Source organism: Pseudomonas sp. S09G 359, from assembly GCF_002843605.1.
Lineage (GTDB): Bacteria > Pseudomonadota > Gammaproteobacteria > Pseudomonadales > Pseudomonadaceae > Aquipseudomonas.
On sequence record NZ_CP025263.1, the window covers coordinates 3,251,510 to 3,269,652 of the forward strand.

General features: G+C 59.8%; 16 protein-coding genes. 8 read left to right on the forward strand and 8 right to left on the reverse strand.

The window, feature by feature from the left end:
* Positions 1-142: 142 nt before the first annotated feature.
* The 5 genes from CXQ82_RS14530 to CXQ82_RS14550 form a co-directional block, all read right to left on the reverse strand.
* Positions 143-952: an AraC family transcriptional regulator gene (locus CXQ82_RS14530; protein ID WP_101270078.1), complete on the reverse strand. Its 810-nt coding sequence runs from the start codon at positions 950-952 to the stop codon at positions 143-145.
* A gap of 127 nt (positions 953-1,079) precedes the next feature.
* On the reverse strand, positions 1,080-2,264 hold the full coding sequence (locus CXQ82_RS14535; protein ID WP_101270081.1) for an acetyl-CoA C-acyltransferase family protein: 1,185 nt from the start codon (positions 2,262-2,264) through the stop codon (positions 1,080-1,082).
* 40 nt (positions 2,265-2,304) lie between these two features.
* Positions 2,305-3,456 (reverse strand): acyl-CoA dehydrogenase family protein, encoded by a 1,152-nt coding sequence (locus tag CXQ82_RS14540; RefSeq protein ID WP_101270083.1) that lies wholly within the window; start codon positions 3,454-3,456, stop codon positions 2,305-2,307.
* A complete protein-coding gene (locus tag CXQ82_RS14545; protein ID WP_101270086.1) occupies positions 3,438-4,553 on the reverse strand; it encodes an enoyl-CoA hydratase/isomerase family protein in 1,116 nt (371 codons plus the stop codon). The genes CXQ82_RS14540 and CXQ82_RS14545 overlap by 19 nt, the downstream gene beginning before the upstream one ends.
* A gap of 17 nt (positions 4,554-4,570) precedes the next feature.
* The gene (locus tag CXQ82_RS14550; protein WP_101270088.1) at positions 4,571-5,344 is read right to left on the reverse strand and encodes an enoyl-CoA hydratase; all 774 of its coding nucleotides are present in this window, start codon (positions 5,342-5,344) and stop codon (positions 4,571-4,573) included.
* Between the two features lie 204 nt (positions 5,345-5,548).
* Between CXQ82_RS14550 and CXQ82_RS14555 the strand changes: the two genes are divergently transcribed.
* From CXQ82_RS14555 to CXQ82_RS14590, 8 genes are all read left to right on the forward strand, one after another.
* Complete coding sequence (locus CXQ82_RS14555; RefSeq protein WP_256581926.1) at positions 5,549-6,607, forward strand: AraC family transcriptional regulator; 1,059 nt, start codon at positions 5,549-5,551, stop codon at positions 6,605-6,607.
* 37 nt (positions 6,608-6,644) lie between these two features.
* Positions 6,645-6,836 (forward strand): hypothetical protein, encoded by a 192-nt coding sequence (locus tag CXQ82_RS14560; protein WP_101270092.1) that lies wholly within the window; start codon positions 6,645-6,647, stop codon positions 6,834-6,836.
* A 131-nt stretch (positions 6,837-6,967) separates the two neighbouring features.
* Positions 6,968-10,450 (forward strand): indolepyruvate ferredoxin oxidoreductase family protein, encoded by a 3,483-nt coding sequence (locus tag CXQ82_RS14565; RefSeq protein WP_101270094.1) that lies wholly within the window; start codon positions 6,968-6,970, stop codon positions 10,448-10,450.
* 40 nt (positions 10,451-10,490) lie between these two features.
* The gene (locus CXQ82_RS14570; protein ID WP_218274441.1) at positions 10,491-11,684 is read left to right on the forward strand and encodes a pyridoxal phosphate-dependent aminotransferase; all 1,194 of its coding nucleotides are present in this window, start codon (positions 10,491-10,493) and stop codon (positions 11,682-11,684) included.
* Positions 11,685-11,839: 155 nt separating this feature from the next.
* On the forward strand, positions 11,840-13,138 hold the full coding sequence (locus CXQ82_RS14575; RefSeq protein WP_101270097.1) for an MFS transporter: 1,299 nt from the start codon (positions 11,840-11,842) through the stop codon (positions 13,136-13,138).
* A gap of 8 nt (positions 13,139-13,146) precedes the next feature.
* Positions 13,147-13,995: a 2OG-Fe(II) oxygenase gene (locus tag CXQ82_RS14580; RefSeq protein WP_157832160.1), complete on the forward strand. Its 849-nt coding sequence runs from the start codon at positions 13,147-13,149 to the stop codon at positions 13,993-13,995.
* A 136-nt stretch (positions 13,996-14,131) separates the two neighbouring features.
* Positions 14,132-14,983, forward strand: a complete 852-nt coding sequence (locus tag CXQ82_RS14585; RefSeq protein WP_101270102.1) for an acetoacetate decarboxylase family protein — start codon at positions 14,132-14,134, stop codon at positions 14,981-14,983.
* A gap of 2 nt (positions 14,984-14,985) precedes the next feature.
* A complete protein-coding gene (locus CXQ82_RS14590) occupies positions 14,986-15,693 on the forward strand; it encodes an RraA family protein (protein WP_101270105.1) in 708 nt (235 codons plus the stop codon).
* A 50-nt stretch (positions 15,694-15,743) separates the two neighbouring features.
* Here the strand turns inward: CXQ82_RS14590 and CXQ82_RS14595 are convergent, their stop codons facing one another.
* The 3 genes from CXQ82_RS14595 to CXQ82_RS14605 all read right to left on the reverse strand — a co-directional run bounded on the left by CXQ82_RS14595 (position 15,744) and on the right by CXQ82_RS14605 (position 18,134).
* Complete coding sequence (locus CXQ82_RS14595; RefSeq protein ID WP_101270109.1) at positions 15,744-16,205, reverse strand: Lrp/AsnC family transcriptional regulator; 462 nt, start codon at positions 16,203-16,205, stop codon at positions 15,744-15,746.
* Between the two features lie 9 nt (positions 16,206-16,214).
* Entirely contained in the window at positions 16,215-17,021 is an 807-nt protein-coding gene (locus CXQ82_RS14600) for an AraC family transcriptional regulator (RefSeq protein ID WP_101270111.1), read from the reverse strand.
* Positions 17,022-17,108: 87 nt separating this feature from the next.
* Positions 17,109-18,134, reverse strand: coding sequence for a GlxA family transcriptional regulator (locus tag CXQ82_RS14605; RefSeq protein ID WP_101270113.1), 1,026 nt, complete (start codon positions 18,132-18,134; stop codon positions 17,109-17,111).
* Positions 18,135-18,143 lie beyond the last annotated feature (9 nt).

The window sequence follows — 18,143 nt, forward strand, 5'->3', positions numbered from 1 at the left end:
CCGGAATCAGCCTTGCAGGTGTGATGAGGACGTCATGTCCGGTGTAGGTGGCGTTAGCTTATCCAGTGCCTCACTGGCATTTAAATAACCCGATGCGCCGATTAACTTGCATAATCCGCCAGTTCATCGCGGCGCCTGCCCCTCAGGTTTTTCGCGGGCTGCACCAGCGCGTGGGGGAAAGGCCGAAGGCCTTCTTGAAGTGTCGGGTCATATGACTCTGGTCGAAGAAGCCGGCTTCGATCGACGCATCCGACAACCCTTGCCCGGCCTGGACCAGCGCCTTGACCCGGTCGAGGCGACGCAGCGTCAGGTAGCGATGGGGGCTGGTTCCGAAAAACTCGCGAAAGTCACTCGACAGGCTCCAACGGTCGCGCCCGGCGCAGTGAGCGAGGTCATCGAGGGTGATCGCCTGGTCGAGGTTGTCGTCGATGTATTCGCGTGCGATGGCAGCAGCCGCAAAGTGATGGGAAGCGCTGACAAGGCCGCTGTTGGCGACGCTGGCGAGGGTGATGACAAACGTGTAGAGCGCGTCATCCTCGGCCATGGAGTCCAGGTCGGCATCCAGTGTGTTGAGCAGTGCGTCGGCGGCCACCGCCAATTGCTTATTCTGCGTGATACAGGCGCCGAAAAAGGGCAGGGCGCTGCCCTTGATGATGTCTTGAACCTGCGAAGGCGACACATACACGCCGCGATAGTGGAAACCCGCGTCGGAGCCGGCGCAACCATCGTGTGATTCATCCGGGTGAATGATCATGGTTTCGCCGGGCAGGCACAGCTTGGATTCACCCCGATAGTGAAAGCGATGTACGCCGGATAGCGTGCGCCCGATGGCGTAGGTATCGTGTCGGTGCGGATCAAACGCGTGCGAACCGAAGTAGGCTTCAAAACGCTCCACTTTGGAGGTTGGCGCTGCGTGTCTCACCCAGTCTTGTTGCGGTTGGTCGTTTTGCATAGTGGCGCACCGAGGCAATACCGCTGTTCTCTGGCAGAGCATAAACAGAGGCATCGCCGTTTGGCTTGGACGTTTGTGGGTTTAACCTGGCCTGGCGGTTTTTGCGGGGCAAAAGCCGACCGGTGGGTTACATCCGCTCAAGAATGGCGGCAATCCCTTGGCCACCGCCAATGCACATGGTGACCAGGGCATAGCGCCCGCCACTGCGTTGCAGCTCATGGATCGCCTTGATTGCAATCACTGCACCGGTCGCGCCCACCGGGTGCCCGAGGGAGATGCCCGAACCATTGATATTGACCTTGTCCGGGTCAAACTCCAGTTGCTGCGCCACGGCACAGGCCTGGGCCGCAAAGGCCTCATTCGACTCAATCACATCAATGTCCTGGATGCTCAAGCCGGCGCGCTTGAGGGCCAGGCGGGTGGCCGGAACCGGGCCTATACCCATGTAATCCGGATCGACACCGGCATGGGCATACGCGACTAGGCGCGCGAGGGGCTGCAGGTTGTGCTGTTGGATCGCAGTGGCGTCTGCCAGCACCACAGCAGCCGCGCCGTCGTTGAGGCTTGAGGCATTGCCGGCGGTGACCGTTCCGCCTTTCTGAAACGCCGCATGCATTCGGCCCAGTTGTGCGAGGTCGAGATTGGCGCGCACGTTTTCATCGGTATCGAACAGCACCGTCTGGCGTTTGACTTGCACCTCAACCGGGACGATCTGCTCCTTGAATCGGCCTTCGCTTACCGCGCGAGCAGCGCGTTCCTGGCTCTGCAGGGCCAGACAGTCCTGCATGTCACGGGTAATGCCATAGCGCTCGGCAATATTTTCGGCGGTCACGCCCATGTGCGTGCGCTTCCACGGGTCATGCAGGATGCCATTCATGTAATCCACGGCCTGGCTATCACCCAGGCGGCTGCCCCAGCGCAGGCCGGGCAGCAAGTAGGGGCCACGGCTCATGGACTCCGCGCCACCGGCTACGGCCACTGAATAATCCCCCAGCAGAATGCCCTGCGTTGCACTCAGGATGGCTTGCAGCCCGGAGCCACACAGGCGATTGACGTTAAAGGCCGGGGTTTCCTGGGGTATCCCGGCACCCATCGCCGCGACTCTGGAGAGGTAGGCATCCCGGGGCTCGGTGGGCACCACATTGCCCATGACAACGTGGCCGATAGGCTCGCCACCGATCCCGGCATGGATCAAGGCGCCTTTGACGGCGACGGTGGCCAGGTCAACCAGTGGCACATCTTTCAGGCTGGCGCCAAAACTGCCGATGGCGGTACGCGCCGTGCCAACGAAGAACACATCTTTGTGGGCCATGGAAGGCTCCCGTTTTGAGAAGTAAAGGTTCGAGGGGTAGTCAGATCGAGTAGTTCGCCAGCTCGCGGGCAATCAGCAACCGCTGGATTTCGCTGGAACCTTCGTAGATCTGAGTAATACGGGCATCGCGGTAATAGCGCTCCACCGGGTAATCCTCTAAGTAGCCATAACCGCCATGAATCTGGAGGGCTTTGGAGCACACGCGCTCTGCCATCTCCGAGGCAAACAGCTTGGCCTGGGAGGCCTCGGACAGGCAGGGAAGGCCCGCGCTTTTCAGGCGTGCAGCGTGCAGGATCAACAAGCGTGCGGCATTGAGTTGTGTGTGCATGTCGGCCAGCAAGTTGGCAATGCTCTGGTGCTCGTTGATCGGCTTGCCGAACTGCACGCGGTCGCGGGCATACACCAGTGCCGCCTCAAACGCCGCGCGGGCGATGCCCAGCGCTTGGGCGGCGATGCCGATGCGCCCGCCTTCCAGGTTGGACAGGGCAATCGACAAGCCCTTGCCCCGTGCGCCGAGCAGGTTGGCTTCGGGTATACGGCAATCGTTCAGGGTGACGGCGCAGGTATCGGAGGCGCGAATGCCCATCTTTTTCTCACTGCGCTCAACGCTGAAACCTGGGGTGTCAGTGGGTACCAGAAACGCCGACAGGCCTTTCTTGCCCAGCGCAGGGTCCGTGACCGCAAACACAATCGCCAGCTTGGCCCGCTTGCCGTTACTGACAAACTGCTTCGCGCCATTGAGCACCCAGTGCCCCTCATGCAGTTCTGCGCGGGTCCGCAGGTTATGCGCCTCTGAGCCGGCCTGGGGTTCGGTCAGGCAAAAGCAGCCGATGGTTTTGCCGCTGGCCAGATCCACCAGCCAATGATCCTTTTGGACCTGGCTGCCGTAGTTCAGGACCGGGCCGCAGCCCACCGAGTTGTGGATGCTCATCAGTGCCCCCACTGCACCATCGCCTGCGGATATTTCTTCCACGGCCAGGGCATAGGCCACGTAGTCGATGTAGGTGCCGCCCCATTCCTCGGGCACGACCATCCCGAGCAGACCCAATTCGCCCATTTGAGCTACCAGGTCATCTGTGATCCAGCCGGCTTTCTCCATGGCTTCGGCCTGGGGGGCAATCTCGCCACGAGCGAAATCGCGGGCCATGTCGCGGATCATGCGTTGTTCGTCGCTCAGTTCGAGATCGTGCATGCCAGTGCTCCTGGGTAGCGGCGAGCAGCGCCGGGGGCGAAGTCGCAGAAAAAATCCTGCACCTGTGCAGGCTCAAGCTGGGCCAGGGTCGCCGGACGCCAGACAGGGGTTTTGTCCTTATCGATGAGCAGTGCGCGAACGCCTTCCATCAGGTCTCCCGCCGCGAACCACCGAAGGTTGAGTTGCAGCTCCTGGGCAAAACAATCGCTTAGAGACAGTTCGCGGCCACGGCGCAGCAGCTCAAGGGTGATGGCCATCGCCATAGGCGACCGGCTATTTAGGACATCGACCGTTTCTTCGGCCCAGTCCTGAAACTCCGGCGTCGTTTCTGCCTGGAGTGCTGCGTGAATCGACTGCACGTCTGGGTGCGAGAAGTGCTGATCAATGGCGGGCTGCATTGCCTTAAGCTCCGACCCAGGGAATTTATTGACACCCAGTGTGGCGATCAGCGACCGCAACGCTTGTCCGGGTTGCTGGGGCCAACTCATGTTGTTCAGGCAGTGATCCAGCTCCGCGATCTGCGTGCTGCTGATGCACCAGTCTGCGAGCCCGGCATACAGGGCGTCGGCAGCGCGCACCTGAACACCCGTTACGCCGAGGTAGTCGCCCAAAACGCCCGGCAGGCGCGACAAGAAATAACTGCCGCCGACATCGGGGAAAAAACCGATCGCAACTTCAGGCATGCCCATTCGGGTGCGCTCGGTGATCACGCGCAGGCTCGCGCCTTGGACCAGTCCCATGCCTCCCCCTAGTACCAGGCCGTCGATCAGCGCCAGCACTGGCTTTGGATAGGTATGAATGTATTCATCCAGCGCGTATTCCTCGGCGAAGAACACCTGGTGCACGCCATCAGCTACTTGTTGGCTTTCGTACAACATGCGGATATCGCCGCCGGCGCAGAAGGCCTTCTCGCCAGCCGCGCGCAAGACCACTGCCACCACGTCCGAGTCCTGCTCCCAGGCGTGCAGGTGTTGCTGGAGCAGGCGCACCATGGTGAGTGTCAGCGCATTGAGGCTCTGCGGGCGGTTTAGGGTCAGGTGGCCTATGCGATTACGTACGGTTGCCAGAATCGAGGGTTCAATTTCTGTGCTGCTCATGCTGAGTCCTCGGCCTATCAGAAGTGTTTGAACTGCGGCGCACGTTTTTCGACGAAGGCGGCCATGCCTTCCTTCTGATCTGCAGTGGCAAACAACGAATGGAACATACGGCGCTCGAAACGCACGCCTTCACTGAGGCTTGACTCGAAGGCGCGGTTGATACTTTCCTTGACCAACATGGTGGATGGCAGGGATTTTTCGGCGATGGCGCTGGCGACCTTGAGGGTTTCCTCCAGCAGCGTTTCAGTCGGAAAAACGCGCGCGACGACGCCGGCGCGTTCGGCTTCTTCTGCGCCCATATGGCGCCCCGACAGGCACATTTCCATGGCCTTGGCTTTGCCAATCGCACGGGTCAGGCGCTGTGTACCACCCACGCCCGGCAACACCCCCAGGGTGATCTCCGGCAAGCCGAAGCGCACATTGTCGGCCGCGTAGATGAAGTCACACATCAAGGCGAGTTCGCAGCCACCGCCCAGGGCATAGCCGGCCACTGCGGCAATCAGTGGCTTGCGGCGACTGGCAATGCGGTCGGCGGCCGAGAAGAAATCATCGAGAAACACCTGGGGGTAGGTGAACTCGGCCATTTCCTTGATATCGGCACCGGCGGCAAATGCCTTGGTGGAGCCGGTGATGACCATGCAGCCGATCGCCGGGTCTTTTTCCAACTGATCCAGGGCCAGATTCAGCTCGGTGATCACTTGGGTGTTGATGGCATTGAGTGATTTAGGGCGGTTCAGTGTGATCAGGCCCACACGCTCATGGACTTCCAGCAGCAGGGTTTCAAACGGCATGGTTCAGACTCCGTAGATTTGCATTAACGGCCAGGCAATGGCGACCCTTTCAAGGTGGTCATTCGAGTTAGGTTGCGTTGGATATGGACTTTGGCCTAGCTTAGCCAGCGTGCCCGGTGCCTTGAAATAACCCGATCCGCCGAATAGTTTGCATATCGCGCCATGTCAGCCGTCAGCAGAGGAGTGCAGCAGGTGGAGCATCCCGTGGATAACACCTTACCCATGACCTTCGTTCAAGGCCTGCTGCAAGGGGCTCTGAACATCTGCAGCGAGGCCGATATCCGGGCTTTCGTCGGCGCCGCAGGCATAGCCGGGCACTTGCTGGAGGCGCCGGGCGCGCGGGTCACCTACGACCAGTTTGTGCGTTTGTACCAGCAGGTTGCGTTGGGCACCGATGATGAAGTGATGGGGCAGTTTTCCAGGCGCATGCGCAGCGGCACGCTCAAGTATTTGTGTTCGAGCCTGCTTGATGCTCGTTCGCTGGGCAACGCGATGTACCGCTTCACACGGTTCTGGAACCTGTTGTTGGACGACTATCTTTTTGGCTACAGCGAGCACGACGGCCAACTTGTTATCTCGCTGGAGGCACGTGACCCTGGCGCCAACGCCCAGCGCTGGGGTCACGAACTGATGATGAAACTTGTGCACGGCGTAGCGTCGTGGTTGGCCGGCCAGGAGATCCCGCTGCACAGCGTGGCGTTTTCTTTCGCGACGCCGGTATATGCGTCGGAATACATGCATATGTTCCCTGGCCCCATCCGTTTCGAGCAGCCGTGCACGGCGTTATCGTTCGACGCCGTGTGGGGTGCACTGCAGTTTCGTCGCAGCAAGGCCGAGTTGCTGCCGTTCCTGCGCGAAGCCCCGCGCTACTGGCTGTTCACCACGCTCAAGGAGCGCCTGGTGGCGCAACAGGTGCGTCAATACCTGCTGGTCCATCTCAAGCAGGCTGACACTATCCAGGGCGCGGCAACCGCGCTGCTGCTGTCCACCCGTACGTTGACGCGCCGGCTCAAGGAGGAGGGCACCAGTTACCAGATGGTCAAGGACGCACTACGCCGAGACATAGCCGTGCAGCAGTTGATCCACACAGACCTGTCCATCACGCAGATTGCCCTGGGCTTGGGGTTTGATTCCACGGCGGTGTTTCACCGTGCTTTTCGCGGCTGGACCGGCAGTACACCAGGCGCGTATCGACGCCCAGGTGTGGACCTACAAACGTACAATCCAATTGCGGCGCCAGCCGATAAAGTCAGCTCCACATGACGGCTGATCCAGGCTGTCATTGCTACGGAGCAAGGTTATGACCCCCTTTCTGAGTTTGATCATTCGCCCTCACCGCAAACGCAGCGACAGCGTTTACCTGCTGCTGGCGCTCCTGACAGGAGGCTTCTTCGGTGGCGTCATGGGGCTCAAGATTTCACTCGCGGCAGGGCTGGCGATCGGGGTGTTCTCCACGCTGGTGCTCTACACGATGTGGCGCACGCCGGGCTGACTGACCCTCATAGCGCTTAACCCTAAGACAGACGAAATACGCGCGGCCGCCCCTTGCAGCCGCGCGAGGTCAACTCGCGCCTGCTCTTCACTAAAAACAATAAATACCCCACCAAGGGGTGGAGTTGAATGATGACCCTGAAGACCGTCCAGCTTGACGATAAATACACGCTTACCCAAGGGCGTATTTTCATCACCGGCACCCAAGCCCTGGTTCGTTTGTCGATGACCCAGCGTCAGCGTGATCAGCAAGAGGGCCATCACACGGCCGGCTACATCTCCGGCTATCGGGGCTCGCCGTTGGGCGGTCTGGATGATCAGTTGGGCAAGGCGAAAAAGTACCTTGAGCAGCACCACACTCTGTTTGTCCCGGGCATCAACGAAGATCTGGCAGCCACCACCATCTGGGGGGCGCAACAGGCTCACCTGAGCGGTGAGGGCAAGTACGACGGCGTGTTCGGTATGTGGTACGGCAAGGGCCCCGGCGTTGACCGCACGGGTGATGCGTTCCGGCATGCGAACCTCGCGGGCACGGCGCAGTTGGGCGGGGTGCTGGTGCTGATGGGCGATGACCATACCTGCGAATCGTCCAGTACCTGCCACCAAAGCGAATTTGCCATGGTCGACGCCATGATTCCGGTACTCAGCCCATCCGGCGTCCAGGAAATCCTCGACTTCGGTCTGATCGGTTGGGCGTTGTCGCGTTACAGCGGGTGCTGGGTCGGCATCAAATGCGTCAAGGACACCGTCGAAGCCACAGCGACCATCGACGTCGACATCAACCGCGTGAAAATCCAAATCCCCCAGGACTTTGCCCTGCCGCCGGACGGCCTCAATATCCGCCAACCCGACACCCCCCACGCCCAGGAAGCGCGGCTGCACCGCTACAAGCTGAATGCGGCGCGCGCCTTTGCCCGTGACAACGCGCTGGACCGCATAGTCATTGGCGCCCCTGGCGCTACGCTTGGCGTGATTACCCACGGCAAGAGCTATTTGGATGTACTGCAAGCACTTGACGATCTGAACCTCAGCGAACAGGCCGCCGCTGTGATGGGCTTGCGCATTTACAAGGTCGGGATGGTCTGGCCTCTGGAACCCGAAGGCGCGCTACGATTTGCCGAGGGCCTGAACAAAATCCTGGTGGTGGAAGAGAAGCGCAGCCTGCTCGAATTCCAGCTCAAAGAGCAGTTCTACGGCCGTGCCGGCGCCCCGGTCATTATCGGCAAACAGGATGAGGCGGGCCAGACGTTGTTCCAGTCGGAAATGGCCCTCGATTCCAACCAGATCGCTATCGCCCTGGGTGAACGCCTGCTCGAATTGGGTAGCAGCCCCAGCCTGCGTCTGCGCATTGAAGAGCTGCGTGCCTACCAAATGGTCAAGGGCGACACCGAGCTGCTGGCGCGCAGTTACTACTTCTGCAGCGGCTGCCCGCACAGCTCGTCTACGGTGCTGCCGGAAGGCAGCAAAGGCTACGCCGGCATTGGCTGCCATTGGATGGCGCAGTCCATGGACCGCTCCACCCTGGGCTACACTCACATGGGCGGCGAAGGCATGGTGTGGGTTGGCGAAGCGCCGTTTTCCAAGCGCAAGCACATGTTCCAGAACATCGGAGATGGCACCTATTTTCACTCCGGGTATCTGGGCATACGCGCCGCCGTTTCCGCCGGCACCAACATCACCTTCAAGATTCTGTTCAACGACGCCGTGGCCATGACCGGCGGGCAGAAACACGATGGCGCATTGACCGTGCCGGCCATCGCTCATCAAGTCAGTGCCGAAGGGGTCAAGCGCATCGTGGTGGTCAGCGATGAGCCCCACAAATACCCGCTGGAGACCGCCTGGCCCGCCGGCGTGACCTTCCATCACCGTGACGAACTCGACAACGTCCAGCGCGAGATCCGCGAGGTGCAAGGCACGTCGGTGCTGATCTACGACCAGACCTGCGCAGCGGAAAAGCGTCGGCGCCGCAAGCGCGGTACTTTCCCCGACCCGGCCAAACGCATCGTGATCAACGACCTGGTGTGTGAAGGCTGTGGTGACTGCGGCGTGAAGTCCAACTGCGTGTCAGTGCAGCCGGTGGAAACCGAGTTTGGTCGCAAGCGTGCAATTGATCAGTCGTCCTGCAACAAAGATTATTCCTGCGTCAACGGCTTCTGCCCAAGCTTTGTCACCGTTGTCGGCGGCAGCCTGCGCAAGCCGGAGGCGGCCGTGCAAGGGCAGGCGGTACCGTTGCTGCCGGAACCGATGCGGCCGAGTATCGATGATCGGGTCTACAGCATTTTAGTCGCGGGCATGGGCGGCACTGGGGTCGTCACCATTGGCGCCATTTTGGGCATGGCTGCGCACCTTGAAGGGCGCGGCTGTGGCTTGCTCGATATGGCGGGCCTGGCCCAGAAGGGGGGATCGGTGTGGAGCCATCTGCGCTTCGGCCCCGACCCGCAGTCGATCAAGACCATCCGTATCGCCGCCGGTGGCGCCGACCTGGTGCTGGGCTGCGACCTCATTGTGGCGGGCAACACCAAGACCCTAGCGGCAACGCGCCATGGCAGCACCTACGTCCTGGCCAACACCCAGGAAACCATGCCGGGTGCCTTTACCCGCAATGCCGACATGCAATACCCCACCCAAGCGCTGCGCCGCAATATCGTCGAGGCGGTGGGTCAGGAGCGTGCTGAGTTTGTAGATTCCGGGCGCATCGCAACGGCGTTGTTGGGCGACAGCATCGCCGCCAACATGTTCATGCTCGGGTTTGCTTACCAGCGCGGGCTGATTCCGCTCTCTGCGACCTCGATCGAATCGGCCATCGAACTCAATGGTGCGGCCAAAAAGATGAACACCGAAGCCTTCCGTTGGGGGCGTCAGGCAGCGGTCAACCCGCAAGCTGTCGAGCAATTGCTGGCGGCCAAGGCTGCTGGCCAGGGTATGCGTATTTCACCGGAGCCCGTGAAGACCCTGGATGAGGTGATCGCTGTCCGTCATCAGTTCCTTACCGCGTACCAGAGCAGCGCCTATGCGCAACGCTACAGTGCTTTGGTCGAACAGGTGCGTAACGCAGAACAACGGCTCGGCAACGGACGTAGCGAACTGACCCAGGGCGTGGCCAAGTACTACTTCAAATTGCTGGCGATCAAGGACGAATACGAAGTCGCGCGCCTGCATGTAGAAAGTGGTTTTCTTGACCGCATCTCCCAGCAGTTCGAAGGCGATTACAAACTGGTGTTCAACCTGGCCCCACCGCTGTTTGCCAAACGCGACCCGCACACAGGGCTGCCGAAAAAAAGCGAATTTGGCCCCTGGATCGTGCCGGTGTTCCGCCTGCTCGCCAAGCTGCGTGGGCTGCGCGGTACCGCGCTGGATGTGTTCGGCTACTCGGTCGAGCGCCGTCAGGAGCGCGCGCTGATCCAACGTTATGAGGCGGTGATTGCTGAGGTATTGCCGCTGCTGGAGGACGGTGGCGCGCATTACGACACGCTGCTGGAGCTGGTTTCGCTACCCGAGCAGATCCGCGGTTATGGGCACGTTCGCGCCAAAGCCATGGCGTTGGCCAGGCAGCGCGAAAGCGTTTTGCTGGATGTGTTGCGCGGTCGTGTGATCGCGCTGAAAAAAGTGGCTTGAGTCACCCAGGTCGCACCGATTATCAATGGAGGATAAAACCATGAACTCACTGATCAAACCGCCCGTTATCGCCGCCCGTATGGACGATGTGGCGCCGTTTCATGTGATTGATATCCTGACCCGCGCCAAGCGGCTGGAGGCGGAAGGGCGCGACATTGTGCACATGGAGGTCGGCGAGCCCGACTTCCCGACACCCCCCGCCATCATTGCTGCCGGCCAGGCGGCCCTGGCCAACGGCAAGACCACCTACACCCCGGCGCTGGGAATTCCCGAACTGCGCCAGGCAATCGCCGATTACTACTTGCAGCGCTATGGCGTCACGGTGCCGGCGGCACGCATCGTGGTGACGGCGGGTGCTTCGGGTGGGCTGTTACTCGCACTGGCCTGCCTGGCCGAGCCGGGCAAGGAATGGTTGCTGACCGATCCTGGATACCCGTGCAACCGCAATTTCGTGCGAATCTTTGAGGGCGTGCCTACCTCGATTCCGGTGGGCGAAGCGCATAACTTCCAGCCCACCCTGGCTGACCTTGAAGCCCATTGGAATGATTCGACCGCCGGCGCGCTGTTTGCCTCACCGGCCAACCCTACAGGCACCATGCTCAGCCTCGAACAGGTCCGCACGTTCGCAGAATTTATCCGCGCCAAGGGCGGGCATTTTATTCTCGATGAGATCTACCAGGGCCTCACCTACGACCAGGAGTCCACCACCGCACTGCAGTGCTGCGAGGGCGTCTGGATCGTTCAAAGTTTCTCCAAATACTTCCAGATGACCGGCTGGCGCCTGGGCTGGCTGGTGGTGCCAGAAGGCTATACGCGGCACATCGAAAAGCTTGCGCAAAACCTGTTCCTGTCGCCGTCGGCACCAGCCCAGTACGCGGCGCTGGCAGCCTTTAAACCCGAAACCCTCGACTTGCTGGAGACGCGTCGCATGGAGTTCCAGTGCCGTCGCGACTTCCTGTCTGCGGAGTTGGCAAGGTTGGGCTTTCGTGTGGTGGCCAAGCCTGAAGGCGCGTTTTACATCTATGCCGATTGTTCAGCATTCACCACCGACAGCTTTGCATTCGCCATGACGCTGCTCGAAGAGGCTGGGGTGGCAACAGGGCCAGGTTTGGATTTTGGGATCAATCAACCGGAGCGCTATATCCGTTTTTCCTACACGACGAGTATCGAGCGGCTCCAGGAAGCCGTTAGTCGCATCGAGCGATTTTTGCAGGCGCAGGACAAACGTTCATAAATCGCCTGCAAACGTACAAGGCTGCGCGAGGACGCAAGGGATACAGTCGCCACTAAGGAGAAAGTTACGGACAGGAGGTTCTGCACCCGCACCATCTGCCAGCCCCTTTCGTCCTGAAAAGGGGCGCAGATATAACAATAAGAGAAACCATTGCCATGAGTTCAGTCCCCTCAAGTGCTGCACCCTCACTTCCCGTTGCACGCCGGCTGACACGCAGCGATTACAAAACGCTGTCGCTGTCTGCGCTGGGCGGTGCGTTGGAGTTTTACGACTTCATCATCTTCGTGTTTTTCGCCACCGTGGTGGGGAAGCTGTTTTTCCCCAGTGACATGCCCGAATGGCTACGCCTGATGCAAACATTTGGCATTTTTGCAGCGGGCTATCTGGCAAGACCGCTGGGCGGCGTTGTCATGGCGCACTTCGGCGACCTGCTGGGGCGCAAAAAAATGTTCACCTTGAGCATTTTCATGATGGCTGTGCCGACCTTGATCATGGGGCTGCTCCCCACCTATGCGCAGATCGGTATTGCAGCGCCCCTGTTATTGCTGTTGATGCGTGTGATTCAAGGCGCTGCCATTGGCGGTGAAGTGCCGGGGGCCTGGGTTTTTGTTTCCGAACACGTGCCTCAACACCATGTTGGGTACGCCTGCGGCACGCTGACCTGTGGCCTGACGGCTGGCATCCTGTTGGGCTCTCTGGTGGCTACTGCGATCAACAGCGTTTACTCGCCAGCAGAAGTTGCCGACTACGCTTGGCGAATCCCCTTTTTGCTAGGAGGCGTGTTTGGTTTGCTCTCGGTCTACTTGCGCCGCTGGCTCCACGAAACGCCCGTGTTTGCTGAGATGCAGCTGAGAAAAACCCTGGCTGCCGAGGTGCCGTTACGCGCGGTTTTGCGTGACCATCGTGGTGCCATTCTGATTTCCATGGCGCTGACCTGGTTCCTCTCAGCCGGCATCATCGTGGTTATTTTGATGACGCCGACGGTGTTGCAGACGGTCTACCATTTTTCCGCCACCACGGCCTTACAGGCTAACAGCCTGGCCATTGTCTTTCTGAGCCTGGGCTGCGTGTTGGCCGGCTCGCTTGCAGACCGGTTCGGCGCCGGGCGCGTGTTTGTGCTGGGCTGTGCGGCATTGATGATCAGTTCGTGGACCTTTTATCACAGCCTCTTCGCCAATCCCAACTGGCTGTTCCCGATGTATGCCGTAACAGGCCTGTTGGTCGGCACCATCGGTGCGGTGCCCTACGTGATGGTCAAGGCATTCCCACCGGTAGTGCGCTTTAGCGGGTTGTCATTTTCATACAACTTGGCCTACGCCATTTTCGGCGGCCTGACCCCTATGGTTGTTACGTTGATGCTCAAGGAAAGTCCTTTGGGGCCGGCGTATTACGTGTCGATTATCTGTGCGATTGGGATAGTGGTCGGCGGTTATCTATGGTCAAAAAATCGATAGAGTTTCCGATGCCTACCAAAATGGAGGGCACCGCGATGCCCACTCAGTTTTCATTGCAGCGTATTGATTGGATGGTGACCCTGCGCGCCCTGGATATCCACGGTTATGCAACGCTCCCAGGGTTGATCAGCGAAGCTCAATGCCTGGAACTGGCTGCAGCTGAGGCCACGGAGGTCACCACCCTGGAAACGTTGAGTGGAGTGGGGGCGGGTTTTTGCCAGGGTTCTGTCTGCATGTTGGTGAACCCTTGTTCTGTCGTGGGTTATTTAGAGGCGTTGTTATATCCACCGCTGAACTTGCTCGCCAATGTCTGGAGCGAGCGCTCCGGTTCCAGCTATCGCTTCCCGGCATCGCCGCAGGCCCTGGTGACGGAATGTGCCGAGTGGGGGCAACACCGCACTCTGAGCTATCTATCTTGCTACGGCGTAGATGACTGCGAGCGGCTGCATCACTGTGTCAGGGGGGAGCAGAGAGTGTTCCCCTTTCAGGCGGTCGTGCTGCTGTCCAGCACGGAGCATGACTTTTTGGGTGGTGAATTGTTAATCGCGCGCCAGGATGAACGGGCACCTACGGCCACCTTCAACGTTCAGGCACAGCAGGGCGACGTGGTGCTGTTGGCGGTCAAACGCAAACCGCGCCGTGAAGCGGGGGACCTGGTCTGGTCGACCTTGCGCCACGGCGTCCAGCCGGTGCGCTCAGGGCAACGCAAAGCACTGAATCTTGTGTTTCATCGAGGCAACGGTTCGGACGAGGATTTTTCGTCACCCGAGCGCTACGTGCGTGCCGGTCCTGGTGTATCGCTTGCGGATTTCGGTCCTGGCATTGCAAGCCAAGACATCGGCGTTTCGCATGAGTGAATGCCATCTGGCAGCGGTCCCACCGGCGTAAACGCAATCGCCTGCCAAAGGCTAACGGGTAACCTGCCTTCCCATGCGTTCGGGCGTTCTGTCTGCGCCACCATACCCTTTTCATCAACCATCTCAGGATTATGAAATGACTCGTCTTCGTTCTTCCCATGGCTTTATGGGGCCATTTTCTCCCGACGGTAAGTCAAGCATCGCACCCACGCCACCTTGGCACTATGCGGCTGACTTCATCACCATTGAGTATTGGGTTGAGCCTGAATTCATCGAGCGCTTATTGCCACCGGGCCTGAGCTTGCATCCTGACGAACCCGGACTGGTAACGGTCTCGTTCGTCGACTGGCAGGCGTGTACCAATGGTGCAGAAGAGTTATTGGACCCGGTTCGCGCCCAATACAAGGAATGCATCGTGTTGGCCAGTGTCCAGTATGAGGGGCAACTGATGCAGTACTGCCCCTATATCATCGTCGACCAGGACACGTCCCTGGCGCGCGGCTGGGCCCTGGGGTACCCGAAAAAAATCGGTTCGGTCTGGACCACTCGTTCGATGGGGGTTAAATCCATCGCGTCACCTGGCGAGGAGACAGGCAGCGTGTTTGCCGGCACCGTGGCGGTCAAGGACCGGCGCCTTGCCGAAGGTCATGTCCGGCTGACGGGGCCTGCCGACGGAACGGCCGTCACATTTGGCAGTCGCCCCATTGTTGCCCTGCGCCATTTTCCTTCGATGTTCGAGGGTGAAGAAGATCGGCCGGCGGTGTTCGAGCTTGTGAGGCTTCAGGCCGAGAACGTGCAGGCGGGTGAGGTACTTGAAGGCGAAGCCAAGCTAACGATTTTTGATTCGGCCACGGAGCTGCTGGGTGCGTTGGACCCGGTCCGCGTGGGACGCGGTTGGCGCTATTCGCTGGCAATGTCCAACCGCACCAACACCCTGCTGCGCGACCTGCGCACCGTTGGACTGGATATTTGCGAAGAGGGCGCTTGAACATGGACGCCTTGGTACTTCAGCGTACTTACCTGGATTTGACGACCCCGCATGTTGCCGATGCGTGCATGCGTTTGGGGATCGCAGTGCGTCTCGCACCCTCGGCAGTACGCCCAGTGTGGAGTGGCACGCATTTTGTGGGCCGTGTATGTCCGGCGCGGCATTATGGAAGTGTCGATGTGTTTTTAGAGGCCATTGATACGGCTGAACGGGGCGATGTGCTGGTGGTGGATAACGGCGGGCGCATGGACGAAGCCTGTGTCGGGGATCTGGTGACTCTGGAAGCAAGCCTCGCCGGCATGGCCGGTGTAGTCATCTGGGGGTTGCACCGTGACACGGTTGAACTCAAGGCCATTCGTCTGCCCATGTTCAGCTTGGGGACGTTGCCCGTAGGCCCGCAGCGTCTGGATCCGCGTGAAACCGAGGCGTTGGTGTCTGCAACGTGCGGCGCTACGTTGGTGACTGCTGAAGACTTTGCCCTGGGCGACGATGACGGTGTGCTGTTTATTCCCTTGAAGCGTGCAGCAGAAGTGGCAGAAGTGGCCACGGCGATCCGTGACACCGAGCGCTACCAGGCAGCGCGAATGCGCTTGGGCAAGTCGTTTCGAGAACAGGCCCGCTTCGACACTTACCTGCAATCGCGGTTGACTGATCCTGAACAGACATTCCGCCAGCATTTGCGCGCCTTTGGCGGTGAAATCGAAGAGTAGAAAAACTGCGGGTAGCCTGCTCAAAGGAAGGGGGCAGGCCATCAGCAGTATCAGATGGGCAATGCCGAGGTCAGCTTGATCGTCTGCATGGGCACTTCAGTTTTGACACTCTTGACGCCTTTGATCGTTGCCAGGTAGTCACCCTGGAATTTGCGATAGCCGGTCAGGTCACCGGCCACTACCCTGAGCAGGAAATCACAGTCGCCCGCCATGAGGTGGCACTCCACCACCTGAGGGAGTTTCAACACCTCTTGGGTAAAGTGATCGACGGTTTCTGCGTCCTGGCCATTCAGCCAGATCCGTACAAACACCGTCAGGCCAACATCCAGTTTTTGGGCGTTGAGCAGTGCGACGTAGCGCTCAATGATGCCATTGTCCTCCAGCCACTTCACGCGGCGCAGGCAGGGCGACGTGGAGAGCCCTACGTGGTCCGCCAGCTCGATATTCTGCATACGCCCGTCGGCCTGCAACGCGCGCAGGATTCTGCGGTCAATTTCGTCCAGGTTTTTCATCTCTTCAACTCACCCGTCACACTGTGGAAAGTACCAGCGTGAAGGGGCAATACCGAAACTTCTCTTGAAGTGCCTGGACATATGGCTCTGGTCAAAAAAGCCCGAATCTATGGCCGCCTTGGACAGCGTCTGGCCGGCCTGCACCAGTTGTTTGACCTGGCTGAGTCGGCGCGCGGTGATGTAACGGTGGGGGCTGGTGCCAAAGAACACCCGAAAATCTTTGGACAGGCTCCAACGGTCTCGGCCGGCGCAATCCGCGAGTTGGTCGAGGGTGATCGGTCGGTCCAGGTTGTCGTGGATGTATTCGCGTGCCCGCAGTGCAGCGGCGAAATGGTGGGCAGGGCGTGCCGGACGCTGACCGGTGACGGCGGCGAGGGTCATCACGAAGTTGAACAGCGCATCGTCTTCTGCCAGGGGGGCGAGTTCATGGGCATGCAGGAGTTCGAATACCGCTGAAACCAGGCGTTGGTCACGGGACACCCCGCTTTTCAAGAATGGCAACGGCTTGCCCTTGACGATGTGCTGAACCAGCGACGGCGGCACGTAAAGGCCTTGGTAGCGCAAACCCGTGTCCGTTCCAGCGCAGCCATCGTGCATTTCGTCCGGGTGCAGAATCATTGCCTCGCCGGGGACGCAAACGTTGGACTCGCCGCGGTACTGGAAGCGGTGCGCGCCGTCCAGCGTCATGCCGATCGCATAGGTGTCGTGCTGGTGCGCGTCGAACGCATGAGCCACGAAAAACGCCTCGAACCGCTCCAGCGATGAGGTCTGAGGAGCATGTTTAACCCAATCTGTTGTCGAGCGTTGATCGTGCATGATGGCGCACTACTCAGTGATTTTTCGAATTTTACGCCAGTGCATCGGGTCATGGCTTGGACGTTTGTGGGTGGTGTGGCAGGCCGGCTAGCGTTGTCGATTGCCTGTCGTTGTAGCGAATCGACTGCGGTAGGCCGCTGGTGTCGAACCCACCTGCTGGCGAAAGAGACGCGTGAAGGAACTAGCGTTCTGATAACCGACCTGATTGGCGATCTCCTCGATGCTCAAATCGCTGCTTTCGAGCAGGGTCATGGAGATCTCGAGACGCAGGTTTTGCAAATAGGCTAGGGGTGTTGTGCCCAGCACGCTGTTGAAGTGGCGTATCAGCGTACGTACGCTGACCGACAACGCCGAAGCAAGCTCGGGCAAGCTGATGTCCTCGGCAAAATGCTTGAGCAGCCAGTGCTGTGCCTTGGCAACCATGGTGTCGCTGTGCACGGTTTCCATCTGCAGGGGCAGATAAGGCAGTTGAGTGGTCTGGCTGGTGTCGATAAGCATCGTTTTGGCGGTCAGGGTTGCGGTATTCGCGCCGCAGAAATGCTCGACCATCCGTACCCCTTGCAGCAGATACGAAGCATTGGCGCCAGCGCACCACAGGCGGTCCTCCTCGGTCACCATCGAGCGCAATTGCAGGTTCACCGCAGGGTGGCGCTCGCGAAACAGCCGCTCCAGCCACCAGGTAGTTGTGGCCTGACGACCCTGCAACAAGCCGGTCTCGGCGAGCAGGAAGGTGCCTGTGCAATTGGCGGCCAGCACCGCGCCCTCGCGCCATTGCGCCTTGAGCCACTCCAACTGCGGTACAGCGCTTTCGAGCATCTGTTCGAAAGCGTCATGCCCCGCGTAGTACAGCCCCGGAATAAAGATCATGTCGACCTTCTCTTGCGGTAGCGGGGTGGCGATGTTCAACGCCAATCCATTGCATGCCGTGACGGGCTTACCCTTGTTCGACACGAACTGCCAGGAAAAAGGCCGGGCAATGGCTTTACCGGTCTTGTGTTGCTGGCGACTGAGGTGCGCATTGGTGACATGGAACACGTCGGCGATGCCGGCGAGGCTCGAGGCATAACAGCCATCGAGAGCCAAAATGGCGACACGTAGCGGGGCGATTTTCATAATGGCAAA